Genomic DNA, 25,996 nt, shown 5'->3' with positions numbered 1-25,996 from the left:
TATTCGGCGCAAACTGCTGAAAGCAGACGGTCGTTGGGGTTACTGTCAGTTTCGTGTTCGCTGCAGAACGTCGCCAATTGATCCTCGAAATGGTGCGAGCGAACGGGGCCGTGTCGCTCCGTGAGCTCGCCCGCGTCGTCCAGACCTCCGAAGTGACCGTACGGCGGGACGTGCGGGCACTGGAGGCAGAAGGACTCCTCGACCGCCGGCACGGCGGTGCGGTATTGCCGGGCGGGTTCACGCGAGAATCCGGCTTTCCGCAGAAATCACATCTCGCGACCGCCGAGAAGACAGCCATCGCGGACCTCGCCGCGAGCTTCGTCGAAGAGGGCGAGGCCATCGTCGTCGGGGCGGGGACCACCACGCAGGAGCTGGCCCGCCGGCTCGCGCGCGTGCCCGGCCTGACCGTCGTCACCAACTCGCTGCTGGTGGCGCAGGCCCTGGCGCACGCCAACCGCGTCGAGGTGGTGATGACCGGCGGCACCCTGCGCGGCTCCAACTACGCCTTGGTCGGGTCGGGGGCGGAACAGTCCCTGCACGGACTGCGCGTATCGCGTGCCTTCCTCTCCGGCAGCGGGCTCACCGCCGAGCGGGGCCTGTCCACCTCCAACATGCTGTCGGCCAGCGTCGACCGTGCCCTCGTGCAGGCCGCGGCGGAGGTCGTCGTCCTCGCCGACCACACCAAGCTCGGCACCGACACGATGTTCCAGACGGTGCCGACCGACGTGATCACCCGCCTGGTGACCGACGAGCCGCCCGCCCACGACGACCGTGCGGCCACGGAGCTCCACTCCCTGGCCGATCAGGGGGTGCAGATCGCGGTGGCGGGCGCGATCCCCGAGGCCGACGCCGTTCCGGCGACCCGGCAGCCGCGGCCCCTGCCCGGACCGCGCCGCGGCCAGCACCAGATGCCGGGCGGCGGCGGACCCGGGGCGGCCTTCCGCGGCGCGACCGTCCTCGGCGGGGACCAGACGGGGACGGGGGCCGGGGAGCGGGCCCGGGTGGCGGACCTTCGCCGTCGCTGAGCGCTCCGCTGGGGGTGCCGTGTTGTGCCGTCTGTTCGCTGCGGCGCCGTTGTGGCTGGTCGCGCAGTTCCCCGCGCCCCTTCGGGGGCGCTGCCTGGTGCGACGCAGACGTCAGTCACCCTTTCAGGCCTCGTAGTGTCAGGTTCAGGAGGCGGTCGGCCAGTTGGGGGTCGTTCGGGGTTTCCTCTGCGGCCAGGGCGATCGCGTTGGTGAGCTGGAGAAGGTCGCCGATCGACACGTCGCGGCGTACGTCCCCGGCCTCCTGGGCGCGGACGAGCAACGCCGCGCCGGCCTCGCGCAGCGGCCGGCTGCAACGGGCGAGTGCCGAACTCTCGTCGCGGGAGGCCGACATCAGCGCCCGCGACACGCCGCGGTACTCGCTCGCATGGCTGATGACCGCGCGGAGCCATGTCACGAGTGCCGCGCACGGCTCCGGATCGTCGAGCAGCGCCCGCGAGTGCGCCACCAAGTCGGCGAGTGCGTCCTCGAAGACCGCGCTCACCAGGGCGTGCCGATTGGGGAAGTGCCGGTACAGCGTGCCGATGCCGACCTCCGCGCGGCGCGCGATGTCCTCCAGCGAGGCGCCGGTGCCGTGTGCGGCGAAGACAGTCCTGGCTTCGGTCAGCAGCCGCTCGTAGTTGCGGCGCGCATCCGCCCGCAGGGGGCGCGGAGCCGTCGTCCCGGGCGGCTCCGGCCTCGCGCCCGCCATGGCATCCACCTGCCTTCTCCCACTGCGTCGGGCCTTCTCCCACTGCGTCGGGCCTTCTCCCACTGCGTCGGCCCGCCGCGACCAGCATGCCACCGCACCCTGTGACCGAGGGTCCGCAGGCATCGGTGGCCGGGAAGCGCCAGGCCCGCCGCACGGCCGCGAAACACCGCGGCCCGCCGAACGGCCCTGAAACGCCCGGGCCCGCCGAACGACGCTCGTTCGGCGGGCCGGAGGAGTACTGACTTACGAGGGCGTCAGTCCTTGATCTCGCAGATGACGGCGCCGGAGGTGATGGACGCGCCGACCTCGGCGTTGAGGTCCTTGATGGTGCCGCTGCGGTGGGCGTTGAGAGGCTGTTCCATCTTCATGGCCTCGAGGACGACGACGAGGTCGCCTTCCTTGACCTCCTGGCCCTCCTCGACCGCCACCTTCACGATCGTGCCCTGCATCGGCGATGCCAGGGTGTCGCCCGAGGCGACCGGGCCGGACTTCTTCGCCGCGCGCCGCTTCGGCTTGGCGCCGGCCGCGAGGCCCGTACGGGCCAGGGACATGCCCAGCGAGGCCGGCAGGGAGACCTCGAGCCGCTTGCCGCCGACCTCGACGACGACCGTCTCGCGGCCCGACTCGTCCTCGGCCTCCGCGTCGGCGGGGGCCGCGAAGGGCTTGATCTCGTTGACGAACTCCGTCTCGATCCAGCGGGTGTGGATCGTGAACGGGTCGGTCGAGCCGGTCAGTTCGGGCGCGAACGCCGGGTCGGTGACCACCGCGCGGTGGAACGGGATGGCGGTGGCCATGCCCTCGACCTGGAACTCGGCCAGCGCGCGGGCCGCACGCTGCAGGGCCTGCTGCCGCGTGGAGCCGGTGACGATCAGCTTGGCGAGGAGCGAGTCCCACGCCGGGCCGATGACCGAGCCGGACTCCACGCCCGCGTCCAGGCGGACGCCGGGGCCGGTGGGCGGCGTGAAGGTCGTGACGGTGCCGGGCGCGGGCAGGAAGTTGCGGCCCGGGTCCTCGCCGTTGATACGGAACTCGAACGAGTGGCCGCGCACGGCCGGGTCGTCGTAGCCGAGCTTCTCGCCGTCGGCGATACGGAACTGCTCGCGGACCAGGTCGATGCCGGTGACCTCCTCGGTGACCGGGTGCTCGACCTGGAGGCGGGTGTTGACCTCGAGGAAGGAGATCGTGCCGTCGTTGCCGACGAGGAACTCCACGGTTCCGGCGCCGACGTAGCCGGCCTCCTTGAGGATGGCCTTGGAGGCGGCGTACAGCTGCTGGTTCTGGTCCTCGGTGAGGAACGGCGCGGGGGCCTCCTCGACCAGCTTCTGGTGGCGGCGCTGCAGGGAGCAGTCACGGGTGGAGACCACGACGACGTTGCCGTGCTGGTCGGCCAGGCACTGGGTCTCGACGTGGCGCGGCTTGTCCAGGTAGCGCTCGACGAAGCACTCGCCGCGGCCGAAGGCGGCCACCGCCTCGCGGACGGCGGAATCGTACAGCTCGGGGACTTCCTCGAGGGTGCGGGCGACCTTCAGGCCGCGCCCGCCGCCGCCGAAGGCGGCCTTGATCGCGATCGGCAGGCCGTGCTCCTCGGCGAAGGCGACGACCTCCTCCGCCCCGGAGACCGGGTCGGGGGTGCCGGCGACCAGCGGAGCGCCGGCGCGCTGGGCGATGTGCCGGGCGGCGACCTTGTCGCCGAGGTCGCGGATTGCCTGCGGTGGCGGGCCGATCCAGATCAGATCCGCGTCCAGGACCGCCTGGGCGAACTCGGCGTTCTCGGAGAGGAAGCCGTAGCCGGGGTGGATCGCGTCCGCACCGGAGTCCTTTGCTGCCTGCAGCACCTTGGCGATGTCCAGATAACTGGACGCCGGGGTGTCACCGCCCAGAGCGAACGCTTCATCGGCCGCACGGACATGTACCGCATCCCGGTCCGGATCCGCGTAGACGGCCACGCTCGCGATCCCCGCATCCCGGCACGCCCGGGCAACGCGGACAGCGATTTCGCCACGGTTGGCGATGAGCACCTTGCGCACGATGGCTCCCTCCTTGAAACAAGCCGAGTTTAGGGACTGCCGACACGGCCTTTCGACCCGTCCCCAGTAGTGAGCTTGCCCACACGGAGCGTGATCCGAGGCTCGCCCCGCCCGCGAAACCCCACGTCGCACCGCGGTACGCAGGACTCCTTCACGGCACCCTAGCCCTCCTGTGTGGTCAAGGTCTCTGTGAGAGCGTGCCGCGGTGGATCGGGTTTCTTTGTGGAGTCCCTACGAATGGCCCAATGATTCTTTGCTCCTTGATGGGCTCTTGTCCCTGGCTTTACCCGTTAGTAGCGTGGGCGACCCATTGCCGTACTTGCGGTAACAGCGTCTGGAAGAGGGGTGGGGCGCCGTGGCGCGTAGATCGGTGGCGTGGGTGGCCGCGATCGTGCTCTTCGTGGAGGCGGTCGGCGTCGCCCTGCTGAACTGGTTCCTCGGCCATGTCGTCGACCGCCAGGACATGTCGCTGGCCGGACTCGACCCGCATGCGATGTCGGTCTCCACGTGGATCGCGGGCGGCGTCTTCGGCGTCTACCTCGCCCTGTGCGGCCTGGCGGCGCTGCTCCCCGCCCTGCGCGGCCGCGCCCCCGCCGGCATCGGCCGCGTCCTGCTGATCAGCGCGGCGGTCGTGCACGGCGTGCTGGGCGCCGTCGTCATCGGCCTCGTCGGGTGGGCCGCCTTCGCCTTCATGATGCTGGTCCTTGCCCTCATCGTGCTGACCCTCATGGCGTACGACAAGCGGGCTCAGGCCGTCTAGTCGGCCCACAGGTCAGTCGGCCCACAGGTCGGTGATGGCGACGCCCAGTTCCGCAAGCAGGCGGCGCAGCAGCGGCAGGGAGAGTCCGATGACGTTGCCGTGGTCCCCGTCGATGCCGTCGATGAACGGTGCCGAGCGGCCGTCGAGCGTGAAGGCGCCGGCGACGTACAGCGGCTCGCCGGAGGCCACGTATGCGGCGATCTCCTCGTCGCTGGGGTCGCCGAAGCGGACCACCGTGGAGGCGGTCGCCGAGGCGTAGCGGCCGGTCTTCGTGTCGTACACGCAGTGGCCGGTCTGGAGCGTGCCCGCGCGGCCGCGCATCGACTTCCAGCGGGCCGTGGCCTCCTCCGCGTCGGCGGGCTTGCCGAGGGCCTCGCCGTCGAGCTCGAGGACCGAGTCGCAGCCGATGACCAGGGCACCGCTCATGATCACGTCCGGCCGGGCCGCGACGACCGATGCCTTGGCCTCGGCGAGCGCGAGCGCCAGTTCGGCCGGGGTCGGTGCGGACACGGCGTCCTCGTCGACCCCGCTGACGATGACCTCGGGGCTGAGCCCCGCCTGCCGCAGCAGCCCGAGCCGGGCGGGGGACTGGGACGCGAGGACGAGACGGCGACGCTGATCACTCATGCGGCCAGGGTAGCGAGCGCGCGCGGGGTCGTTCCGGGGTCCAGCGGATACGGGGGTTCAGAGGCCGATCACGAGCATGGACAGCACCATTGCCACGGCGAGGACCAGACCCGCTCGCCGGAGCATCTGCTCCGTGTCGCGGAGCTCCTCCGGCGGCTCGTTCTCGGGGTCGGACCACAGCATGGGACCGATCCTCCGACGCCCGCGGTCGCGGGCGCCTGAGTACGCGTACTCAACTTGGCCGAGGGCCGGGCAGCCGGAGCCGCGCCGCAGCCGTTGCGGCGCGGCGCACCCCTACACGGCCTATCCGGGCCAGTACGTGCGTCCCCACGCCTTCGGGCCCGGCGCGGGCAGGCGGCTGTGCGCCACCCGGGCCGGATCGGCCCAGGCGTCGGGTGCGGGGGGCGCGCCGGCCGGCCCGCCGCCCTCAGCCGCGGCGCGCGCCCTGACCACCGCCAGTGCGGCGGCCAGCTCCTCCGGGGTCGGATTGCCCCGTACGACCTTGATCATGACCGCTCCACAGGGTTCGCAGGGCTTACAGGGGGATGTTGCCGTGCTTCTTCGGAGGCAGGTTTTCCCGCTTCGTCCGCAGCTGACGCAGACCCCGCACGATGTGGCGGCGGGTGTCGGACGGCATGATCACCGCGTCGATGTAGCCGCGCTCGGCCGCGATGTACGGGTTGAGCAGCGTGTCCTCGTACGCCTGGATCAGCTGCGCCCGGGTCGCCTCGACGTCCTCGGCCTCGGCGATGGTGCGGCGGTGCAGGATGTTCACCGCGCCCTGCGCGCCCATGACGGCGATCTGCGCGGTCGGCCAGGCGAGGTTGAGGTCGGCGCCGAGGTGCTTGGAGCCCATGACGTCGTACGCGCCGCCGAACGCCTTGCGGGTGATCACCGTGATCAGCGGGACGGTCGCCTCCGCGTAGGCGTAGATCAGCTTGGCGCCGCGGCGGATGATGCCCTCGTGCTCCTGGCCGACGCCCGGCAGGAAGCCGGGGACGTCGACGAAGGTGATGACCGGGACGTTGAAGGCGTCGCAGGTGCGCACGAAGCGGGCGGCCTTCTCGGACGCGTCGATGTCGAGGCAGCCGGCGAACTGCATCGGCTGGTTGGCGACGATGCCGACGGGGTGGCCTTCGACGCGACCGAAGCCGGTGAGGATGTTCGGCGCGAACAGCGCCTGCGTCTCGAAGAACTCGGCGTCGTCGAGCACGTGCTCGATGACCTCGTGCATGTCGTACGGCTGGTTGGCGCTGTCCGGGACCATCGAGTCGAGCTCGCGGTCCTCGTCCGTCACTGCCAGGTCGGCCTCCTCGGGGAAGGCCGGGGGCTCGCTGAGGTTGTTCGACGGCAGGTACGACAGGAGCTGCTTGATGTAGTCGATGGCGTCCTTCTCGTCGCCCGCCATGTGGTGGGCGACACCGGACGTCGTGTTGTGCGTGCGGGCGCCGCCCAGCTCCTCGAAGCCGACGTCCTCACCGGTGACCGTCTTGATGACGTCGGGCCCGGTGATGAACATGTGCGACGTCTGGTCGACCATGATCGTGAAGTCGGTGATCGCGGGGGAGTAGACCGCGCCGCCCGCACACGGGCCGACGATCAGGCTGATCTGCGGGATCACACCGGACGCGTGCGTGTTGCGGCGGAAGATCTCGCCGTACATGCCGAGGGCCATGACGCCCTCCTGGATGCGGGCGCCGCCGGAGTCGTTGATGCCGATGACGGGACAGCCGGTCTTCAGTGCGAAGTCCATCACCTTCATGATCTTCTGGCCGAAGACCTCGCCGAGAGCGCCGCCGAAGACCGTGAAGTCCTGCGAGAAGACGGCGACCGGGCGTCCGTCGACCGTGCCGTAGCCGGTCACGACGCCGTCGCCGTACGGGCGGTTCTTCTCGAGGCCGAAGTCGGTGGAGCGGTGCCGGGCGAACTCGTCCAGCTCCACGAACGAGCCCTCGTCCAGGAGCAGCTCGATCCGCTCGCGCGCCGTCAGCTTGCCCTTCGCGTGCTGCTTCTCGACCGCGCGCTCGGAGCCGGCATGCGTCGCCTCCTGGATACGGCGCTGCAGGTCCGCGAGCTTGCCCGCGGTCGTGTGGATGTCGGTCTCCCGTGGCGTCTGCGCCACCTGCGACTCTGCCGGCTCGGACATCGGGATGAGGCTCCCTGCCTGCTCAAAGGGGACGTGTGGGCTGGCTACTGCCTCGTAGCGTATCGGCGTGGCTACCGATCAGCAGTGCGGTGTTTCCCACACCTAGTGTGGCTTGCATGACGCCGTCAGATGCATCAGACAGCCGCTGGTCCGACCTCGACCGGCCGCCCCTCAACGCCACCGCCCTGCGCCGCGCACTGCTGAGGCCCGGCGGGCTGTGGACCTCCCTCGACGTGGTCGCCTCGACCGGCTCCACCAACACGGACCTCGCGGCGCGGGCCGACGCCCTGGCGGAGGGCGCCGTCCTCGTCGCCGAGGAGCAGAGCTCCGGGCGCGGCCGGCTCGACCGCCAGTGGACGGCGCCCGCACGCTCGGGGCTCTTCTTCTCCGTACTCCTCAAGCCCGCAGAGGTGCCCGTGGAGCGGTGGGGCTGGCTGCCGCTGCTCGCGGGGGTGGCCACGGCGACCGCCGTGTCCCGCGCCGCCGGCGTCGACACGGCACTCAAATGGCCCAACGACCTGCTCGTGACCGTCGGCGGCGAGGAGCGCAAGACCGGCGGCATCCTCGCCGAGCGGGCCGGTGCGGACGGGATCGTCATCGGCATCGGCATCAACGTGACGCTGCGCGCCGGCGAACTCCCGGTCCCGACCGCCGGCTCCCTCGCCCTCGCAGGAGCCGCCACCACGGACCGCGATCCGCTGCTGCGCGCGGTGCTGCGGTCGCTCGAGCGGTGGTACATCGACTGGCGGGCCGCGGGCGGCGACCCGGCCGCATGCCGGCTGCAGGAGACGTACGCAGCCGGGTGCGCGACGCTCGGCCGCCGCGTGCGCGCCGAGCTGCCCGGCGACCGGACGATCAGCGGCGAGGCGGTCGCGATCGACGGCGACGGCCGCCTTGTCCTCGCCACGGAGGACGGGGTGCAGCAGCCGGTGGGGGCGGGCGACATCGTCCATCTGCGGCCGGCGCGGCCGTAGGGGTGTGCGGCTGACGCGACCGTAGGGGCCGTCGGCGAACGTCCCGGGGCTGTTGGCAAACGTCCGCCGGGGCTGTCGGTGAGTGGGCGGGGGCTCGGGAAGGGACGGAGACTCGGAGGTGGGGGAGCGGTCCGAGGAGCACTGCGAGGAGCAGTCCGAGTGAGCTGGGGCACACCTGCCGTACTGTGTCTTCAGTGTCTTCCCGGGGACCGTGACATCGGCGGCTCCACCGCGCGGCCCGGGGCCCCGGCCGGAAAGGCAGGTCGGACGATGCGCCCGGTACGCCCCCGTGAGGTAGATCTCAGTAAAGTTGGGGCCGGTCGTATTGACCGCGGCAGATCGGAAGGGCAGCAGGCGTGAGCGTCGACGACACGGGCTCGGGCGCGGGCGCACACCCCGCCCCCGACGGTGAGCCCGGCCGTATCGCCGGGGGCGCCGCCGCGGACCGTGCCGCGGAGCCTTCGGCAGGGCCGGAAGCAGGGCCGGACGGGGAGCGCTGGCCCCTGGATCCGGGGCTCGAACGGGGCGCGGGCTCCGGTCCCGAAGCGGAGCAGGGTGACGGCTCCGATCGCGGTCCCGGGCCCGCTTCTGCCTCCGGACCGGCCTCCGTTCATGTCCCGGAGCGCGCCCCGGACCGTGAGCGCGCCCCGGACCGTGACGCCGCCCATCGCGGGCCCGACCGGATCGACGGGCGGTCCGGAGCGGCCGGCCGCGGTGAGCACGCTGAAGACCCGCTGGCCCTGCGGCTCGAGGGGCTGATCCTCGGGGCCGAGCGCCGTTACACGCCGTTCCAGGCGGCCCGCAGCGCGGGCGTGTCCATGGAGCTGGCCTCTCGTTTCTGGCGCGCGATGGGCTTCGCCGACATAGGTCAGGCCAAGGCGCTGACCGAGGCGGACGTCCTGGCGCTGCGGCGGCTCGCCGGTCTGGTCGAGGCGGGCCTGTTGAGCGAGGCGATGGCGGTCCAGGTGGCCCGCTCCACGGGCCAGACCACCGCCCGCCTCGCGGACTGGCAGATCGACTCGTTCCTCGCGGGCCTGACGGAGCCGCCGGAGCCGGGGATGACGCGCACCGAGGTGACGTATCCCCTGATGGAGCTGCTCCTGCCGGAGCTGGAGGAGTTCATCGTCTACGTCTGGCGGCGCCAGCTCGCGGCCGCCACAGGGCGGGTCGTGCAGGTCGCGGACGACGAGGAGATGGTCGACCGGCGGCTCGCCGTCGGCTTCGCCGACCTGGTCGGCTTCACGCGGCTGACGCGACGCCTGGAGGAGGAGGAGCTCGGGGAGCTCGTCGAGGCGTTCGAGACGACGGCGGCCGATCTGGTGGCCGCACGCGGCGGGCGGCTGATCAAGACGCTCGGCGACGAGGTCCTCTACTCCGCCGACGACGCGGGGACGGCGGCCGAGATCGGGCTCCGCCTCATCGAGACGATGGCCAACGACGAGACGATGCCGGAACTGCGCGTCGGTATCGCCTTCGGCACGGTGACCACGCGGATGGGTGACGTGTTCGGTACGACGGTGAACCTGGCCAGCCGGCTCACCTCCATAGCGCCCCGGGACGCCGTACTCGTCGACAACGCCTTCGCCGAGGAGCTCACCCGGACCGGGGAGGCGCCTGCGTCCGAGGCGGAGGCGGCGGAGGCTGCGGCCGCTGCGGAGAAGGAGGGGGAGGAGCCGCCCGCGTATCGGTTTGCGCTGCAGCCGATGTGGCAGCGGCCTGTGCGGGGGTTGGGGGTCGTGGAGCCGTGGTTGCTCACGCGGCGGGACTGAGGTGGGCGCCCTTGCCCAGTGGGCGCGCTAAGACGTGACGGCACCCGTCGTCGTGGGTTGTGCCCACCCGTTCCGCCCTGCGGAACGATTGCCCACAACGGTGGTGCGGAACTGTTGCCCACAACGGTCGTACGAGTGCGTGCCTTACTCGCCGGGCCAGGCCGGTGCGCGCTTTTCGTTGAATGCTGCTACTCCCTCTGCCCGGTCGCCCGAGAAGGCCGTGGTGCGCCAGGCGGCGTCTTCTACCTCGAGGGCGGCGCGCAGGTCGAGGCCGTGGCCCAGCCGGAGGGCCCGTTTGGCGGCGCGCAGGCCGACCGGTGAGTTCGCGGCGATGCGCGCGCCGAGCGCCAGCGCCTCCGCCCGGTCCTGCCCCTCGGCCACCAGCTGGTCGACGAGGCCCAGCTCCCGGGCCTCGGCGGCCTCGACCCGCCGGGCCGAGAAGATCAGTTCCGCGGCCCGCGCCGCCCCCACCCGGCGGGGCAGCAGCTGGGTCCCGCCGCCCCCGGGAATGACCCCTACCGACACTTCGGGCAGCCCCACGACCGCCGTACGGTCGGCCACGATCAGGTCGCAGGCGAGCGCGAGCTCGAACCCGCCGCCCAGTGCGAAGCCGTGCACGGCGGCCACTGTCGGCATCGGCAGGTCCAGTACGCCGGTGTAGGCGGCCCGGGCCACAGGGCGCTGGCGCACCAGCTCCGCGTCGGAGAGCGAGTTCCGCTCCTTGAGGTCGGCGCCGACGCAGAAGGCCCGCTCGTGCGTCGACGTCACGACGACCACGCGCGCGTCCCGGTCCGCGGCGAGGGCGCCGCAGGCGGCAGCGATGGACCGCGCCATCTCGGTCGACACGGCGTTCATGGCCTTCGGCCGGTCGAGGACGAGCTCGGCGACGTACTCGTGCCGCCGCACCACGACGAACTCCCCGTACCGCTGCTCATCCATGATCCACACCCCTTGGGACCGCGTAGATTAACGATCGTTATCGTCGGCCGTACGATCATGCCAGCCCGGTGCCGCAGGGGCCAGGTCTCACCGGGCTTCCGGGCTCCGCCTCGCCCGGACGGTGGGCGGGGCCGGGCGGGGACACGGCCCGCGGACCCTGTTCGCCGTACCGATCGCCGCATCAATGTCTCAAACCATGGCAAAACTCCCTAGCCTGGAGTGATGGGCGACGACGTGCGGTTGCGTGCCGTGGTGGCGCTGGCGCAGGCGATGGCGGCGGCGCAGACCCCGCGGGAGTCCTGGAAGGCAGCCGCGGAGGGCGCTTGCCGCGCACTGTCGGGGAACTTCGGCGCGCTGTCCGTGTGGGAGCGGGAGCGGGGCCGGCTCCGCGTACTCGTGAACGCCGGTGAACGCGCGCCCGGCGAGGCGGAGTTCCCCGAGTGCGAGGCGTATCCCGTACACCAGTTCCCCGAGATCACGGAGTTCCTCCACGAGCGGTGGGTCGGCGGAGGGGAGCCCAACGCCTGGGTGGAGACCGCGGACGGACCGGCCGAGGCCTCGGCCGGGGACGCCGGCTACTGCCACCAGAGGGTGGCCGCGCTCCGGCGCCGGGGCCGCGGCTGCTGCGTCGTCGCGCCGATCGTGCTGCACGGCAGGGCCTGGGGCGAGCTGTACGTCGCCCGCCCGGTCGGGGCACCGGTCTTCGGCCGGGGCGACGCGGACTTCGCGACCGTCCTGGCCGCCGTCGTCGCGGCCGGCATCGACCAGACAGAGCGCCTCGAGGAGGCGCGGCGCCTGGCCTTCACGGACGCCCTCACCGGCCTCGCCAACCGGCGCGCCGTCGACGTACGCCTCGACGAGGCCCTGGAGCGCCACCGCGCGGAAGGCGCCGTGGTCAGCCTCGTCGTCTGCGATCTGAACGGCCTCAAACGGGTCAACGACACCCAGGGTCACGCGGTCGGCGACCGGCTGCTCGAGCGGTTCGGCTCGGTGCTGTCGCTGTGCGGCGCGATGCTGCCGGGCGCGCTCGCCGCGCGGCTCGGCGGGGACGAGTTCTGCCTGCTCGCGGTGGGTCCGCCGGCGGACGAGGTGGTACGCGTGGCGGAGGAGCTCTGCAAGCGCGCGGCCGAGTTGGAGCTCGGCGAGGGGGTCGCCTGCGGGGTGGCCTCGACCGGGGAGTCGATCGGTCCTGTGCGGTCGGCGCGCCGTCTGTTCCGGCTCGCCGACGCCGCCCAGTACCGGGCGAAGGCGGCGCGGGCCGTGACCCCGGTGGTCGCAGGGCGCGAAGGTGCCGAGGACCCGGTGGTACGCCTGGTCGACGCACCGCCGCCGCCGACGCTGCCGACGGGGGAGCGGCGGAGGTTCCGGGGCCGGGAAGGGGCGTAGGTACGGAGGTACGAAGTGCCTGTCCGGGCGTAAGAGGTCAGTGCCTGTGCGGGCGTACGAGGTAAGGGGTGGAGCCGCACCCCGGTCGTGACATCTCGAGATTCACTGCGTACGCTCCTGAATATGGATATGCACACTGTGGTGGTGGGAACCGCCGGGGCCACCGCGGCCGACGTCCTCGCCGTGGCCCGCGGGAACGCCAGGGTCGAGCTGTCGGAGGAGGCGCTGGCCGCCCTCGCCGCGGCGCGCGAGATCGTGGACGCGCTGGCCGCGAAGCCGGAACCGGTGTACGGCGTGTCGACGGGGTTCGGCGCCCTGGCGACCCGGCACATCGGCCACGACCTGCGGACCCAGCTGCAGCGCAACATCGTCCGCTCGCACGCCGCCGGGATGGGCCCGCGCGTGGAGCGCGAGGTCGTCCGCGCGCTGATGTTCCTGCGCCTGAAGACGGTCTGCTCCGGCCGCACCGGCGTACGGCCGGAGGTCGCGCAGACCATGGCGGACGTCCTGAACGCCGGGATCACGCCGGTCGTCCACGAGTACGGCTCCCTGGGCTGCTCCGGCGACCTGGCCCCGCTCTCGCACTGCGCCCTGACGCTGATGGGCGAGGGCGATGCGGAGGGCCCGACCGGGGTGGTCAGGCCCGCCGGCGAACTGCTCGCGGAACACGGCATCACGCCCGTCGAGCTGCACGAGAAGGAGGGCCTCGCCCTCCTCAACGGCACCGACGGCATGCTCGGCATGCTGATCATGGCGCTCGCCGACCTCGAGACCCTCTACAAGTCCGCCGACATCACCGCCGCCCTCTCGCTCGAGGCGCTCCTCGGCACGGACAAGGTCCTCGCCCCCGAACTGCACGCGATCCGCCCGCACCCGGGACAGGCAGCGTCGGCCGCCAACATGCTCGCGGTCCTGAAGGGTTCGGGCCTGACGGGCCACCACCAGGACGACGCGCCCCGCGTCCAGGACGCGTACTCGGTGCGCTGCGCCCCCCAGGTGGCAGGCGCCGGACGCGACACGATCGCCCACGCGCGCGTGGTGGCCGAACGCGAGCTCGCGTCCGCCGTCGACAACCCGGTGGTGCTGCCCGACGGTCGCGTCGAGTCGAACGGCAACTTCCACGGTGCCCCGGTCGCGTACGTCCTCGACTTCCTCGCCATCGCGGCCGCGGACCTCGGCTCGATCGCCGAACGCCGCACCGACCGCCTCCTCGACAAAAACCGTTCACACGGCCTGCCGCCCTTCCTCGCGGATGACGCGGGCGTCGACTCCGGCCTCATGATCGCCCAGTACACCCAGGCCGCCCTGGTCAGCGAGTTGAAGCGGCTGGCGGTCCCGGCGTCCGCCGACTCCATCCCCTCGTCGGCGATGCAGGAGGACCACGTCTCCATGGGCTGGTCGGCCGCCCGCAAGCTCCGCACGGCCGTCGACAACCTCACCCGTATCGTCGCGATCGAGCTCTACGCCGCCACGCGCGCGATCGAACTCCGCGAGGGCGAGGGCCTCACCCCGGCCCCGGCATCCCGCGCCGCGATCAACGCGGCGCGTGCGGCGGGCGTCGGGGGACCCGGCCCGGACCGTTTCCTGGCTCCCGACCTCGCGGCCGCGGACGCGTTCGTACGCGGCGGCCACCTGGTCGCGGCGGTGGAGCCGGTGACGGGCCCGCTGGCCTGAACACCGCCTTTGGGTAAACGGCGAGCTGAGGCATACGGAGAGGGGGCCGCTGTCACGCGACAGCGGCCCCTCTCCGTATGCCTGGTATGCCTGCCGGGATGCCTCTCAGTAGGCCTCCAGCCGCCCCCGCCGCACCGAATACGCCACGAACCCGGCCCCGACGCCCAGGAACAGCGTGCCGCCGACGACGTACGGGGTCGTGTCGATGCCGCCCGTGTCCGCCAACCGTGCGCCGTCGCCGGATTCTTCGGAGGACGTCATGCCGACCGAGGCGCTGGACGAGTCGGCCGACTCCGCGCCCTGGGATCTGATCGTCGCCGTCGACGTCCCGCGCTGCAGGTGGGACACCGCCTTGTCGGCCGTCGCGTTGGCGGACGGGACGAACCACAGGGCGCACAGGAGTGAGCCTGCGGCGGTGGCGGTGAGCAGCGATCGGCGTGCGGCGGACACGGTATCGATCCCCCTTGTGGCGCTGGCGATTTGGCCGTGTGCAGCGATGTTAGTGAAAGCGGCGGGTCACGGGAAAGTCACGGGGCGGTCGAGTGGCGTCCGGACCGTACGATCCGGCCTATGAACACCCCTGAGACATCCCGCTATGTTCGGCTCCGTGTGGAACTGGTCCTGGAAATCGAGGATTCCGGTGCGCTCACCGGCGCCGCACTCCAACGCATCGCCGAGGACGAGGACATGCCGGCGGACGAGCGCGCCCACGCCGAGTCCGCGGTCCAGGAGGACGAGGCCGAGGCCATCGCGTATCTCGTGGACCCGTTCGACCTGGTCGGCGAGGTGCCCGGAGTAGATCTCGCGCAGGCTTCATGGAGCAGCGAGCACGTCGACTACGACCCGGACGCGCCGGACTACTGGGGGCTCGCCGACGAGGACGATGAGGACGACGAAGACGAAGGGGACGACGAGGGCCTCGCGGGCGAGGAGGATGCCGACCGCATCAGGTGATCAACTGCGGTGGCAGCGCGGAAAGGTGTCGCAGCCCACACCCCGGACGGCAACCGCCGTCCGGGGTTTCTTCGTCTCTGATGGCGCTGCTACAACACACTGACAGCAGCAACCATCAGCACCGTCAGTCACCGAAGCATCTTCAGTCCCGATCGTCCCTCTTCGGGGGCGCCGGCGGAGTGGCGTATCCCACACTTCTGCCGGTCGTGGAACGGCACGAATCGGACAGTACGTTGTGAAGGTCTGCGGATAATTTTCTGGGTTCGGGGATTCAGCAACGATGGAGAAGCGTGTGATGACGGACTGTAGGCGGCGCAAGGGTCTCACGACCGTGGCCGCCGTGCTCGGCGGTGTGCTGATGCTCTCGGCGTGCAGCGGGACTGACAGCAGCGCCGCAGACGACAGCACCGCCGGCGGCGGCAGCACCTCGCAGGCCAAGGTCGACGAGGCGGCCGCGAAGAAGACCTCCGAGGCCCAGATCAAGATCACGCCGAAGGACGGCTCCGACAACGCCTCCATCAACAACGGCACCGCGGTCACGGTGAGCAAGGGCACGCTCACGAGCGTCACCATGACCAGCGCGGACGGCGCCGCCGTCCCCGGCCAGATATCCGCCGACAAGAAGAGCTGGAAGCCCACCCAGCAGCTGGCGCGGGCCACCACGTACAAGATCGCGGCCGCGGCCAAGGACGCCGACGGCCGCGCCGCGCACGAGAACGCGTCGTTCTCCACCGTCTCCCCGGCCAACAGCTTCATCGGCTACTTCACGCCGGACGCCGGGAAGACCGTCGGCGTCGGCATGCCGGTGTCGATCAACTTCGACAAGGCGATCGCCAACAAGGCGGCCGTCCAGAAGGGCATCACGGTCAGCTCCAGCAGCGGCCAGGAGGTCGTCGGCCACTGGTTCAGCCCCAACCGCCTGGACTTCCGTCCCGAGAAGTACTGGCAGGCCGGTTCCACCGTCACCCTCAAGCTGAACCTCGACGGCGTCGAGGGAGCCAACGGTGTCTACGGCATCCAGCAGAAGACGGTTTCCTTCAAGATCGGCCGCAACCAGGTCTCCATCGTCGACGCCGAGACCAAGACCATGAAGGTCACCCGGGACGGCAAGACGATCAAGACCATCCCGATCTCGGCCGGTTCGCCCGAGAACAAGACGTACGAAGGCCAGATGGTGATCTCCGAGAAGTTCGAGGAGACCCGGATGAACGGCGCGACCGTCGGCTTCAAGGACGACGACGGCAAGGGCGAGTACGACATCAAGGACGTGCCGCACGCCATGCGCCTGTCGACCTCGGGCACGTTCATCCACGGCAACTACTGGGGCGCCAAGTCCATCTTCGGCAACGTCAACACCAGCCACGGCTGCGTCGGCCTGCAGGACAAGAAGGGCGCGGACGACCCGAACACCCCGGGCGCCTGGTTCTACAACAACTCGATCGTCGGTGACGTCGTGATCGTCCAGAACACCGGCGACAAGACCATCGCCCCGGACAACGGCCTCAACGGCTGGAACATGAGCTGGGCCGAGTGGAAGGCCGGCTCCGCGATCTGATCCCGCGCCCCTTCCGCGTACGCCGAAGGCCCGCACCCGACCATCCGGGGTGCGGGCCTTCGCCGTACTCAGCCGTACGCATTGAGCTCGGCGTACGCACTGAGCTCAGCCGTACTTGGCCGTCCTCAGCCGTCTCCCATCCGTTCTCATCCTTCTCTTATCCCGGGCTTATCCCGTCATCAGGGTGCGTCCCTAGCGTCGCGCCATGTTCTTCACCTACCTGAGGCGCGAACTGCGCCGCCGCAGAAAGGCGGCGCTCGTCGTCGCCTCCGGGCTCGCGCTGGGCATCGCACTTGTCATCGTGGTCAGCTCCGTGTCGTCCGGTATGAAGCAGGCGCAGGGCAAGGTCCTCGAGTCGCTGTACGGCCTCGGGACCGACATGACCGTCACCAAGGCGGCCACCCCGCAGGGAGAAGGCGACGACAGCGGCAACGGGCGCCCGCGCTTCCAGTTCGACGCGCGCGACAGCGACTCCGGCGAGGAGCAGAGCAGCGACCGCGTCATGGTCCAGGGCTTCCAGACCCTCGCGTCGAGCACCGTCACCGAGGTCGGCCAGCAGGACGGGGTCTCCGACGCGGTCGGCGGGCTGAGCCTCACCGTCCTGAAGGTCGACGGCCAGTTCACGCGCGGCCAGTTCCAGCAGGACCAGAACAGGGGCGGCAGCGGTCAGCAGGGCGGCCCCGGCGGCGGTGAGGGCGGCGGCAGCGGCGAGGTGCAGGGCCGGGTCCAGGGTGGCGGCGCCGACTTCGAGGTCAACAGCTACACCGTCTACGGCACCGACGTCACCGACCTCGGCCTCGGCCCGCTGACCTCCTCGAAGATCACCAAGGGCCGTACGTTCAAGACCTCCGAGACCGACGCCAAGGTCGCGGTCGTCGACAGCTCGTACGCCAAGGAGAAGGAACTCGCCGTCGGCGACAGCGTCACGATCTCCGGCACCAAGTTCGAGATCGTCGGCATCGCCACGCCGGACAGCGGTGACGCGGCGGCCAACCTCTACATCCCGCTCAAGCAGGCCCAGACCCTGTCGGACTCCAAGAACAAGGTCACCACGGTCTACGTCAAGGCGACCGACTCGCAGCAGATCGACGCCGTCAAGAGCGCCATCCAGAAGAACATCTCCGGTACGACCGTGACCACCTCGGCCGACCTCGCCGACACCGTCTCGGGTTCGCTGTCCACCGCCTCCAACCTTGCCTCGAACGTGGGCAAGTGGCTGTCCATCGCGGTGCTCGTGGCCGCGTTCCTGGTCGCAGGCCTGCTCACCATGTCGGCCGTCTCCCGCCGCGTACGCGAGTTCGGCACCCTGAAGGCGCTGGGCTGGAAGTCCGGCCGCGTCACCCGCCAGGTCGTCGGCGAGGCCGTCGTCAACGGGCTCCTCGGCGGTGTCCTCGGCATCGCCCTGGGCCTCGCGGGCGCGTACGCCGTCACCGCGGTCAGCCCGACCCTCCAGGCACAGCTCGGCTCCACCGGCGGCGGTGGCGGCATGGGCGGCGGCCCCGGTGGCATGGGCGGCGGCATGGGCGGCCCCGGCCGGCAGACCGCGTCCAAGGCGCTGGAGGTCGCGCTGACCGCGCCGATCAGCCTCAGCACGGTCGGCATCGCCGTCGGCCTCGCCGTCGCCGGCGGTCTCATCGCGGGCGCCTTCGGCGGCTGGCGCGCCTCCCGGCTGCGGCCCGCGGACGCGCTGCGCCGCGTCGAATAGCGGCGGGATACCCACCCAAGGCCCGCCTCCGGGCCGTTCCCGGGACGGCCCGTCAGCGCCCCAGCGCGCGTACCCCCTTACTTCTCGCAGGAGTTGCACCCACCATGTATGAGCTCAGAGGCGTCACCAAGCAGTACCGCCGGGGCAAGGAAACGGTCCATGCACTCGCCGGCGTCGACCTGACGATCCCGGACGGCGACCGGCTCGTCATCCAGGGCCCCACCGGAGGCGGCAAGTCCACGCTCCTCCAGATGCTCGGCGGCCTCGACCGGCCCACCTCGGGCAGCGTCGAACTCGACGGCACCGACCTGGCCAAACTGTCCGAGGCCAAGCTCACGAAGGTGCGGTCCGAGTCCATCGGGTTCGTCTTCCAGAGCTTCAACCTCATCCCCACGCTGAACGCCCAGGAGAACGTCGAGACGGCGCTCGTACCGCTTGGGATCAAGGCCGCGGAGCGGCGCGAACGGGCCGCCGAGGCGCTGAAGTCCGTGGGCCTCGACGAGCGCCTGACCCATCTGCCGTCCGAGATGTCCGGTGGCCAGCAGCAGCGCGTGGCCATCGCGCGGGCCCTGGTCAAGCAGCCGAAGGCGCTCCTCGCCGACGAACCCACCGGAAACCTCGACGAGTCCATGCGCGACGAGATCATGGACGTACTGGAGACCATGTGGAAGGAGCACGGGCTGACCTTCATCATGGTCACTCACGACTCCGCCATCGCGAAGAAGGCGCCGCGCGTGGCGACCATCCGCAAGGGGACCATCACGGTCACCGAGAAGGCGTGAGTCCACTGCGTCTCCCGAGAGATCGAATTCTTTCGAAAATGGCTTGATCGTGGCCAACCACCCCTTCCCCGGCTCTTCACATACGCCCCACTATTGAGCAGCAGTTCGTCCCCCGGCATACTCCATGATTCCGGGGGTCGTACGGGCATACGTGCGAGACAACCCCCGGCCGGATGAACCACGTTCATCCGGCACATTTCGTCTCAGGGGGAGACTTGCGCAGACAAGTGAAAAGAGCGTGCGCAACCACCGTCGCCGCGGCAGCCGCCGTGGCGCTGGCGGCGGGCATGACCAACCCGGCGTCCGCGAACGGTGAGAACAGCAGCACGTCCCGGGCCGCGGGGGCCGACCTCGCGCCCAAGCACCGCATCACGCTGATCACCGGCGACCGCGTCCTCGTCGACGCGAAGGGCCGCGTCGCCGGGCTTGAACGGGCCAAGGGCCGCGAGCACATACCCGTCAGCACGCGCACGGCGGACGGGCACACCTACGTGGTGCCGTTCGACGCGCAGCGCCTGATCGCGAACGGCAAGGTCGACCGGCGGCTGTTCGACGTCACCGAGCTGAACAAGGCCGCCACCCGCAAGGCCCAGAAGAAGGGCCTCAAGCTGATCGTCGGCTACAAGGGCGCCTCGGCCGCCGCCGCCAGGGCGGAGGTGCGCGACGCGGGCGACACCCAGGTCCGCAGGACCCTCAAGACGCTGAACGCCGACGCGGTCACGACGCCCAAGGACGACGCCGCGCAGCTGTGGGACGCGCTCACGCGCGAGCAGAGCAACGGCACCGTCACCACCACCGCCGGTGTCGGCACCGTCTGGCTGGATGGCATCCGCAAGGCGAGCCTCGACAAGAGCGTCCCGCAGATCGGCGCACCCAAGGCGTGGGCGGCAGGCTACGACGGCAAGGGCGTGAAGATCGCCGTCCTGGACACCGGCATCGACGCGACCCACCCGGACCTGAAGGACCAGGTGATCGCCGAGAAGAACTTCTCCACCGCGGCCGACGCCCAGGACCGCTTCGGGCACGGCACGCACGTCGCGTCCATCGCGGCCGGTACGGGTGCCAAGTCCGGCGGGAAGTTCAAGGGCGTCGCCCCCGGGGCCAAGCTGCTCAACGGCAAGGTGCTCGGCGACGACGGCTCCGGCGAGGACTCCGGCATCCTCGCGGGCATGGAGTGGGCCGCCGAGCAGGGCGCGCAGGTCGTCAACCTCAGCCTGGGAGGCCCCGACACCCCCGCGATCGACCCGCTCGAGGCGGAGATCAACAAGCTGTCGGCCGAGAAGGGCATCCTGTTCGCCGTCGCGGCGGGCAACTCCGGCCCCAACTCGATCGGTTCGCCGGGCAGCGCGGACGCCGCGCTCACCGTCGGCGCGGTCGACGACGGCGACCAGCTGGCCGACTTCTCCAGCACCGGCCCGCGCGTCGGCGACGGCGCGATCAAGCCGGATGTCACCGCCCCCGGTGTGGACATCACCGCGGCCGCGGCGCCGGGCAGCGTCATCGACCAGGAGGTCGGCCAGAACCCCGACGGCTACCTGACCATCTCCGGTACGTCGATGGCGACCCCGCACGTCGCCGGTGCCGCCGCGATCCTCAAGCAGCAGCACCCCGACTGGACGTACGCCGAGCTGAAGGGCGCGCTGACCGCCTCCACGAAGGGCGGCAAGTACACGGCGTTCCAGCAGGGTTCGGGCCGTATCCAGCTCGACAAGGCGATCAACCAGACGGTCATCGCCGATCCGGTGTCGGTGAGCTTCGGCGTGCAGGAGTGGCCGCACACCGACGACACGCCGGTGACCAAGCAGATCACCTACCGCAACCTGGGCACCGAGGACGTCACGCTCGATCTGACGGCGACGGCCACCAACCCCAAGGGCGCGGCGGCTCCGGCCGGTTTCTTCACGCTCGGCGCGAAGCAGGTCACGGTCCCGGCGGGCGGCAAGGCCTCGGTCGATCTGACGGTGAACAGCAAGCTGGGCGGCACGGTCGACGGCGCGTACTCCGCGTATGTCGTGGCGACCGGCGGCGGCCAGTCCGTGCGCACGGCCGCGGCGGTCGAGCGCGAGGTCGAGTCGTACGACGTGACGCTGAACCACATCAACCGTGACGGCAAGCCCGCCGAGTGGTACTCCACCGACCTGACGGCCGTCTCGGGCAAGGAGGCATGGTTCTCGCCGTACGAGGCGGACGGCACGGTCACGGTCCGCGTCCCCAAGGGGGATTACGTCCTGAACTCCGGCATCTTCGTCGACCCGGAGGAGTACAAGGGCGCCGACTGGCTGGCACAGCCGAAGCTGAGCGTCACCAAGGACATGACCATCACCCTCGACGCCCGGACCGCCAAGCCGGTGGACATCACCGTGCCGGACCCTGCTGCCACGTCGCAGTTCGCGTCGCCGGACTTCACCGTCGACACGGACGAGGGCAGCTACTCGTTCGGCTGGTGGCTCGACACCTACGACGGTTTCCGCACCCGGGGCCTCGGTCCGCAGATCACCGACGGCTCGCTGTACCAGAAGTGGGACGGGCACTGGACCAAGGGTGACGACGTCGAGTACGACACCACGGCCGGCACCCGCGTGAAGCAGCTCGCCACCGGCTACACCAAGCACTACAAGGCGAGCGAACTGGCCACCGTGAAGATCGGCCTTGGCGCGTCCGCCAAGGGCAAGGAGGGTTCGGTCACCGCCTGGGGCTATCTGCCCGACAGCTTCGGCGGCACGGCGATCTCGTTCCCGCAGAAGCTCCCCGGCACGCGGACGTTGTACCTGTCCACCGGGGACAAGGTCCAGTGGAGCTTCGACGTCGAGCAGTACGGCGGCACCGACGCCGACGGCTGGCCGGTCATCGAGGCGGGCTACACGCTCGGCACCCCGCAGACCTTCAAGGGCGGTACGACCTACACGAAGACGTTCAACACCGGTGTCTTCGGGCCGCGTCTGGGCACCGACTACGGCGTCTTCCGTGACGGCAACACCATCGCGGGCTACCTGCCGATGTACGCCGACGGGAAGAACCACGCGGGCTACTCGCAGTACCTGTCGGTCAAGTCGATCCTGTACCGCAACGGCACCAAGATCGCCGAGACCGAGGACCCGCTGGACGGCTCCGGCGAGTTCAAGGTCCCGTCCGCGGACGCCGCGTACAAGCTGACCACGTCCATCAAGCGCAGCGTCAAGGTCGGGGCGGCCTCCACCCGCGTCGACACCAGCTGGACCTTCCGCTCCAAGAAGACCAGCGACACCACGCGACTGCCGCTCTCCACGGCGCGCTTCGGCCCGACGCTCGGCCTGGACAGCACGGCACCCGCCGGCAAGACCCAGTCCGTCCCGGTGACCGTCCAGGGCGCCGCCAAGGGCAGCAACCTGAAGTCCCTTTCGGTGTACGTGTCGTACGACTACGGCCAGACCTGGAAGAAGCTGACCGTGAAGAACGGCAAGGTCACCGTGAAGAACCCGGCGAAGGGCAAGGGCATCTCCTTCCACGCCAAGATCACGGACAAGAAGGGCAACAAGTCGACGGTGTCGATCTACAACGCGTACTACGGCAAGTGACACGCGGTACGCGAGGCGATCAACCGCTACGTCAGCGGAGCAGGCATTGCGCCGGGCGTTGACACGCGGGGACGGCCCGCCGGAACCTCACGGTTCCGGCGGGCCGTCCGTCACTGCGGCAGGCGCCCCGCCTCACGCGCGTCGACGCCCCAGCTGGCCAGCAGCCGCAGGGCCTCGGCGGAGGGGGACCCCGGTTCCGCGTGGTACACGATCATCGACTGCTCCTGGTCGTCAGGAAGCTTGAACGTCTCGAAGGAGAGGGTGAGGTCCCCGACGAGCGGATGCCGCATCCGCTTCACGCCGTGGCTCTTCTCCTTCACGTCGTGCGCGGCCCAGAGCCGCCGGAACTCCTCGCTCTTCACCGACAGCTCGCCGACCAGGGCGGAGAGCCGCGGGTCGTCGGGGTGGCAGCCCGCGTCCATGCGCAGATAGCCCACTAGGTCGGCGGCCTTGGCGTCCCAGTCGACGAACAGGTCGCGGTAGGCGGGGGACAGGAACGCCAACCGCGCCCAGTTCCGCTCCTGCGGCGGCAGCTCCGCCCAGTCGCCGAACAGCGCCGCCGCCATCCGGTTCCAGGCGAGGATCTCGGACCGCCGCCCCACCACATACGCGGGCACGGCGTCCAGCGTGTCGACGAGCTGCCGCAGCGCGACCCGTACGTGCTGCGACTGCCCGGACGGCTTCTTCTTGTGCTGCTTCGGCTTGGCGAGGTGCGTGAGATGGGCGTGCTCGGCGTCGGTCAGGCGCAGGGCGCGCGCGATCGCGTCCAGGACCTCCGCCGACACGTTGCGGCCGTTGCCCTGCTCGAGCCGTGTGTAGTACGCGACGGAGACCCCGGCGAGCTGGGCGAGCTCCTCGCGGCGCAGCCCCGGCACCCGCCGGTGCCGCCCGAAGGCGGGCAACCCGACGTCCTCCGGCTTCAGCCGGGCCCTGCGGGTGCGCAGGAACTCGCTGAGCTCGGCACGGCGGTCGATCGGCTGCTCCGGGCGCGGCTGCTCCAGGCCGGGGCCGACCGCGCTCTCCTCGCCTGGGCGTATGTCCATGGACCCAGTATTCACGGTCGTATTCCGGTCGTAGGCAGACGAACCTGACCCCGCCAGTAGTAGGACCACTGGTCGTAGGCAGAACTGTGGTCTGGGTGGCTTCGCGGCCTTCCGGCACGATTGCCGTCGTGCCCGGCGGAAAGGCAGCCGGGCACGGCACCCCTCCGAGGAGATCCGGCATGACCACCCCTTCCGCCGTTTCCGCCGTTCCCGCGTACGCCGCGCCCGCCCCCAAGGCGCCGCTGGAGCGCACCGTCATCGAGCGCCGCCAGGTCGGCGAGTTCGATGTCCTGATCGACATCAAGTTCGCGGGCATCTGCCACTCGGACATCCACCAGGCCCGCGAGGGCTGGGGCGAGGCGATCTTCCCGATGGTCCCCGGCCACGAGATCGCGGGCGTCGTCTCCGAGGTCGGCTCCGGGGTCACCAAGTACCAGGTCGGCGACCGCGTGGGCGTCGGCTGCCTGGTCGACTCCTGCCGTGAGTGCGAGAACTGCAAGGCCGGCCAGGAGCAGTACTGCCTCAACGGCAGCTTCGGCCCCACATACAACGCCATCGGCCGGGACGGCACGCCCAACTACGGCGGCTACTCGCAGAAGATCGTCGTCGACGAGAACTACGTCGTCCGCATCCCCGATGGCCTGTCGCTCGATGTGGCCGCTCCGCTGCTGTGCGCCGGCATCACCCTCTACTCCCCGCTGAAGCGCTGGAACGCCGGCCCCGGCAAGAAGGTCGCGATCCTCGGCCTGGGCGGCCTCGGCCACATGGGCGTGAAGATCGCGCACGCGCTCGGCGCCGAGGTGACCGTGCTGTCGCAGTCCCTGCGCAAGAAGGACGACGGCCTCAAGCTGGGCGCCGACCACTACTACGCCACCAGCGACCCGAAGACCTTCGAGGAGCTGCGCGGCACGTTCGACCTGATCGTGTCCACGGTGTCGGCCCCGCTGGACTTCAACGCCTACCTGACGCTGCTGAAGACGGAGGGCGCGCTCGTGAACGTGGGCGCTCCCGAGGAGCCGATCTCCCTCAATCTGTTCTCGGTGATCGGCGGCGGCAAGACCCTCGCGGGTTCCATGATCGGCGGCATCGGCGAGACCCAGGAGATGCTGGACTTCTGCGCCGGGCACGGCTTCGGCGCCGAGATCGAGATGATCCGCGGCGACCAGATCAACGAGGCGTACGAGCGGGTGCTCGCCAGCGACGTGCGGTACCGCTTCGTGATCGACACGGCCACGATCTGAGCCGTAGGGGCGCCCTCGCGTGGGCGCCCCTACGGCCTTGGGCCGCGGCCCTACGGCGCGGGCCGCGCCCCTTACGGCCTGGGCCGCGCCCTACGGCCTGGGGCCCAGGGCGAGCGGTGGACCGGAACTCGGCCGATCGACGGATGCCACGGGCGAGGGCGGCTGCCTAGCGTGGGAGGTGCCGAAGGTGAAGGTCACCGCACGACACCTGGGGAGGTCTGCACGATGTCCGTCGAGCTGAACCACACCATCGTCGCCGCGCACGACAAGAAGGCGTCGGCGCAGTTCCTCGCCGACCTCCTGGGCCTGGAGACGAGCCCTCCGTTCGGCCCGTTCATACCGGTCACCACGCACAACGGCGTCACGCTGGACTACCTGGAGGCCGAGGGCGAGATCACCCCGCAGCACTACGCGTTCCTCGTCTCCGAGGCCGACTTCGACGCCATCTTCGCCCGCATCCGCGCCGCGGGACTCACGTACTGGGCCGACCCGTACCACCGCCGCGTCAACGAGATCAACGCGAATGACGGCGGCCGCGGCACGTACTTCGACGACCCGAACGGGCACAACATGGAGATACTGACGCGCCCGTACGGCAGCGGAAGCGCCGACTGAGGCATCGGCGGCGGAACGGCCGGCGCCGTGCCGCTCGCCTTCGTCTCGCCGCCTGTCGGCCATGTGGTTCGGGCGCACCCTGATCCCGCTGAAATTCGCAGTGAGCCGCCGGAAATAGGCGCGGAAACGGCGGTGGGCGCGGCTTGCCGAGCGTCCCGCGGGAGAAGGCGGGTTCGCCCCGACTTCGTTCAATCCGCGACATTTTCATGATCCGGTATTTCATGATCCGTCAAATATCCCCCTGTCGTCGCGGAATTCCATGATCCGCGGTGATCCCGCCGCCGTAGCAGTCCGCGATCCCGGAATCCCAGAATCCCGGAATCCCCCGCCCTCGGCGGAATCCCCGAATGCCGGAATCCCGGAATCTCGCAACTCGACGGAATCGCGGTCGGCTGACGCGTCGCGTCGCCTCGCAACACGACGCCGGTGCCCGGTGCCCGGGCGTGCTCGAGCGGGTGTGAGTCTGCCGCCGGACGGGTGGCAGCAGAGCCGGCGGTATGAACGTCGCGCG

Annotated in this window: 22 protein-coding genes; 13 read left to right on the top strand and 9 right to left on the bottom strand. The window is 70.6% G+C overall.

What is annotated here, in order from left to right:
- The first annotated feature begins 53 nt into the window (after nt 1-53).
- The gene (locus tag STSP_RS14070; RefSeq protein WP_078067160.1) at nt 54-1,025 is read left to right on the top strand and encodes a DeoR/GlpR family DNA-binding transcription regulator; all 972 of its coding nucleotides are present in this window, start codon (nt 54-56) and stop codon (nt 1,023-1,025) included.
- A 115-nt stretch (nt 1,026-1,140) separates the two neighbouring features.
- On the opposite strand, the gene STSP_RS14065 is transcribed toward STSP_RS14070, so the two are convergent.
- Both STSP_RS14065 and STSP_RS14060 read right to left on the bottom strand, forming a co-directional pair.
- Complete coding sequence (locus STSP_RS14065) at nt 1,141-1,734, bottom strand: TetR/AcrR family transcriptional regulator (protein ID WP_067276891.1); 594 nt, start codon at nt 1,732-1,734, stop codon at nt 1,141-1,143.
- Between the two features lie 254 nt (nt 1,735-1,988).
- Nucleotides 1,989-3,761 (bottom strand): acetyl/propionyl/methylcrotonyl-CoA carboxylase subunit alpha, encoded by a 1,773-nt coding sequence (locus STSP_RS14060; protein WP_067276888.1) that lies wholly within the window; start codon nt 3,759-3,761, stop codon nt 1,989-1,991.
- Between the two features lie 355 nt (nt 3,762-4,116).
- On the opposite strand from STSP_RS14060, the gene STSP_RS14055 reads away from it, so the two are divergent.
- Entirely contained in the window at nt 4,117-4,521 is a 405-nt protein-coding gene (locus tag STSP_RS14055; RefSeq protein WP_078067159.1) for a hypothetical protein, read from the top strand.
- 12 nt (nt 4,522-4,533) lie between these two features.
- Here the strand turns inward: STSP_RS14055 and STSP_RS14050 are convergent, their stop codons facing one another.
- From STSP_RS14050 to STSP_RS14040, 4 genes are all read right to left on the bottom strand, one after another.
- Nucleotides 4,534-5,148: a nucleoside triphosphate pyrophosphatase gene (locus tag STSP_RS14050; protein WP_067276884.1), complete on the bottom strand. Its 615-nt coding sequence runs from the start codon at nt 5,146-5,148 to the stop codon at nt 4,534-4,536.
- 57 nt (nt 5,149-5,205) lie between these two features.
- Nucleotides 5,206-5,331: a morphogenic membrane protein MmpB gene (gene mmpB / locus STSP_RS40795; RefSeq protein ID WP_269801046.1), complete on the bottom strand. Its 126-nt coding sequence runs from the start codon at nt 5,329-5,331 to the stop codon at nt 5,206-5,208.
- Between the two features lie 120 nt (nt 5,332-5,451).
- The gene (locus STSP_RS14045; RefSeq protein ID WP_067276881.1) at nt 5,452-5,658 is read right to left on the bottom strand and encodes an acyl-CoA carboxylase epsilon subunit; all 207 of its coding nucleotides are present in this window, start codon (nt 5,656-5,658) and stop codon (nt 5,452-5,454) included.
- 25 nt (nt 5,659-5,683) lie between these two features.
- Nucleotides 5,684-7,294 carry an acyl-CoA carboxylase subunit beta gene (locus STSP_RS14040; protein ID WP_067276878.1) on the bottom strand — a complete coding sequence of 537 codons (1,611 nt, stop codon included), beginning with the start codon at nt 7,292-7,294 and terminating at the stop codon, nt 5,684-5,686.
- Between the two features lie 116 nt (nt 7,295-7,410).
- On the opposite strand from STSP_RS14040, the gene STSP_RS14035 reads away from it, so the two are divergent.
- On the top strand, nt 7,411-8,268 hold the full coding sequence (locus tag STSP_RS14035; protein ID WP_067276876.1) for a biotin--[acetyl-CoA-carboxylase] ligase: 858 nt from the start codon (nt 7,411-7,413) through the stop codon (nt 8,266-8,268).
- A gap of 683 nt (nt 8,269-8,951) precedes the next feature.
- Nucleotides 8,952-10,037, top strand: coding sequence for an adenylate/guanylate cyclase domain-containing protein (locus STSP_RS14030; RefSeq protein ID WP_067276949.1), 1,086 nt, complete (start codon nt 8,952-8,954; stop codon nt 10,035-10,037).
- Nucleotides 10,038-10,181: 144 nt separating this feature from the next.
- Here STSP_RS14030 and STSP_RS14025 read toward each other — a convergent pair whose 3' ends face one another.
- Nucleotides 10,182-10,976: an enoyl-CoA hydratase/isomerase family protein gene (locus STSP_RS14025; RefSeq protein ID WP_067276946.1), complete on the bottom strand. Its 795-nt coding sequence runs from the start codon at nt 10,974-10,976 to the stop codon at nt 10,182-10,184.
- A 222-nt stretch (nt 10,977-11,198) separates the two neighbouring features.
- Here STSP_RS14025 and STSP_RS14020 point away from each other — a divergent pair, with 222 nt between their 5' ends.
- Nucleotides 11,199-12,362 (top strand): GGDEF domain-containing protein, encoded by a 1,164-nt coding sequence (locus tag STSP_RS14020; RefSeq protein ID WP_067276873.1) that lies wholly within the window; start codon nt 11,199-11,201, stop codon nt 12,360-12,362.
- A 129-nt stretch (nt 12,363-12,491) separates the two neighbouring features.
- Nucleotides 12,492-14,036, top strand: a complete 1,545-nt coding sequence (hutH, locus tag STSP_RS14015; protein ID WP_067276871.1) for a histidine ammonia-lyase — start codon at nt 12,492-12,494, stop codon at nt 14,034-14,036.
- 105 nt (nt 14,037-14,141) lie between these two features.
- Here the strand turns inward: hutH and STSP_RS14010 are convergent, their stop codons facing one another.
- The gene (locus STSP_RS14010; RefSeq protein WP_232789627.1) at nt 14,142-14,486 is read right to left on the bottom strand and encodes a hypothetical protein; all 345 of its coding nucleotides are present in this window, start codon (nt 14,484-14,486) and stop codon (nt 14,142-14,144) included.
- Nucleotides 14,487-14,606: 120 nt separating this feature from the next.
- On the opposite strand from STSP_RS14010, the gene STSP_RS14005 reads away from it, so the two are divergent.
- The 5 genes from STSP_RS14005 (at nt 14,607) to STSP_RS13985 (ending at nt 22,586) form a co-directional block, all read left to right on the top strand.
- Nucleotides 14,607-14,990 (top strand): hypothetical protein, encoded by a 384-nt coding sequence (locus tag STSP_RS14005; RefSeq protein ID WP_078067158.1) that lies wholly within the window; start codon nt 14,607-14,609, stop codon nt 14,988-14,990.
- Nucleotides 14,991-15,285: 295 nt separating this feature from the next.
- A complete protein-coding gene (locus tag STSP_RS14000; RefSeq protein ID WP_067276939.1) occupies nt 15,286-16,545 on the top strand; it encodes a L,D-transpeptidase in 1,260 nt (419 codons plus the stop codon).
- Nucleotides 16,546-16,750: 205 nt separating this feature from the next.
- Nucleotides 16,751-18,250 (top strand): ABC transporter permease, encoded by a 1,500-nt coding sequence (locus STSP_RS13995; protein ID WP_067276864.1) that lies wholly within the window; start codon nt 16,751-16,753, stop codon nt 18,248-18,250.
- Between the two features lie 104 nt (nt 18,251-18,354).
- Nucleotides 18,355-19,032, top strand: coding sequence for an ABC transporter ATP-binding protein (locus tag STSP_RS13990; RefSeq protein WP_067276862.1), 678 nt, complete (start codon nt 18,355-18,357; stop codon nt 19,030-19,032).
- Nucleotides 19,033-19,259: 227 nt separating this feature from the next.
- On the top strand, nt 19,260-22,586 hold the full coding sequence (locus tag STSP_RS13985) for a S8 family peptidase (protein ID WP_067276859.1): 3,327 nt from the start codon (nt 19,260-19,262) through the stop codon (nt 22,584-22,586).
- 110 nt (nt 22,587-22,696) lie between these two features.
- Here STSP_RS13985 and STSP_RS13980 read toward each other — a convergent pair whose 3' ends face one another.
- Nucleotides 22,697-23,629 carry a helix-turn-helix domain-containing protein gene (locus STSP_RS13980; RefSeq protein WP_067276857.1) on the bottom strand — a complete coding sequence of 311 codons (933 nt, stop codon included), beginning with the start codon at nt 23,627-23,629 and terminating at the stop codon, nt 22,697-22,699.
- A 179-nt stretch (nt 23,630-23,808) separates the two neighbouring features.
- On the opposite strand from STSP_RS13980, the gene STSP_RS13975 reads away from it, so the two are divergent.
- Both STSP_RS13975 and STSP_RS13970 read left to right on the top strand, forming a co-directional pair.
- Entirely contained in the window at nt 23,809-24,870 is a 1,062-nt protein-coding gene (locus tag STSP_RS13975) for an NAD(P)-dependent alcohol dehydrogenase (RefSeq protein WP_067276855.1), read from the top strand.
- Nucleotides 24,871-25,095: 225 nt separating this feature from the next.
- Complete coding sequence (locus STSP_RS13970; protein ID WP_067276853.1) at nt 25,096-25,485, top strand: VOC family protein; 390 nt, start codon at nt 25,096-25,098, stop codon at nt 25,483-25,485.
- The last annotated feature ends 511 nt before the right edge of the window (nt 25,486-25,996 follow it).

The organism is Streptomyces jeddahensis (assembly GCF_001642995.1).
Taxonomy (GTDB): Bacteria; Actinomycetota; Actinomycetes; order Streptomycetales; family Streptomycetaceae; genus Streptomyces; species Streptomyces jeddahensis.
Note: the sequence above shows the minus strand (reverse complement) of the source record. Positions and strands in the feature narration are given on the sequence as shown.